Origin of the sequence: Serratia sp. N21D137, assembly GCF_047530005.1 — a bacterium.
Classification (GTDB): domain Bacteria; phylum Pseudomonadota; class Gammaproteobacteria; order Enterobacterales; family Enterobacteriaceae; genus Chania; species Chania fonticola_B.
In genome coordinates this window covers 1-1,127 of the sequence record NZ_JBLJAJ010000108.1, presented here as the reverse complement: position 1 = coordinate 1,127, position 1,127 = coordinate 1, and the positions used below count along the sequence as shown (strand labels likewise).

1 protein-coding gene is annotated in these 1,127 nt (G+C 52.0%); it reads left to right on the top strand.

The window, feature by feature from the left end; translation table 11 throughout:
* A partial coding sequence (gene tnpC / locus ACMV5H_RS25535) for an IS66 family transposase (RefSeq protein ID WP_414822804.1) occupies positions 1-1,116 on the top strand: 1,116 nt, incomplete at its 5' end.
* Between the last annotated feature and the right edge of the window lie 11 nt (positions 1,117-1,127).

The following is a 1,127-nucleotide window of genomic DNA, read 5'->3' as shown; positions in this document are numbered from 1 at the left end:
GCACCTTATCCAGCGGCGAGTTACCGGCATCAGGTATTCGAATTACCTCAACCCAGACTGGAACTGACAGAGTATGCTCTTCATCATGGCCGGTGTGAGCGCTGCCATCAGGTCAGTAAAGGGCAATTACCCACTGATGCGCCGCAGGGGCAACTGGGGCCTCGTTTACTGAGCTACATTGCGGTATTGGCAGGCCAATTTCACTTAAGCGTCCGCAAGATACAGCAGTTGTTGAAAAGTCAGTACAGTGTTCATTTTTCACTGGGACTGATTTCTGAAGCCCACGGTCGTGTCAGCGCCATGCTCACCCCGACACATCAGGCACTGCACCTGTGTATCAAGCAAGCTCTGCATGTCCATATTGATGAAACCCCTCATCAACGTAACGGCGAGTCGCATACTCGCTGGGTCTGGCTACTCAGCGGCAGTGATGCTGTTTACCAGACGATACGCTATTTTCGTGATCAGGATTCAGCCAGGGCGTTACTGGGCAAAAACGCGTCGGCTATTGTCATCACCGATCAATGTGCCAGCTATCACTGGCTTGACCCCGAGCGCCATCAGTTCTGCTGGTCGCATATCATGCGTAATGTGCAACAAATGGCTGATTATGTTGGACAAGGGCACACGGCCTGGGTGGGAAGCCGATTAGTGTTACTTTGCCAGGCGGTGTTCAGAACACAACACCGTTATGAAGCGGGCAAACTGGATGAAACTCGCTGGCGAAGCAGGATGATGCGCGTGAAAGCCCGTTTCCATCGCTACCTGGTTCGCGGCAGTCAAAGCCCGGTATCTCGATATGCAGGGCGATGCCAGTATTTGCTGAAATACGAAACGGGGTTATGGGTATTCCTGTTACATCCCGACACGCCGTTGACCAACAATGAGGCTGAGCGTTGCCTGCGTGGCACGGTGATAATGCGAAAAATCAGTTACGGCACCCAATCGGATCGTGGTGAGAAATTCCGTTCGCGAATATTGTCAGTGGTTGAAACCTGTAAAAAGCGAGGACTTTCCGCTTTTCAGGTCGTCAGTGATATCGTCTCGGCGGTGTTAGCCAAACACCCTTATCCTGACGTTTTTAGCCTCACCAAAGAGTCGTCAATCCCCCTCTAGTGAACGGTTAC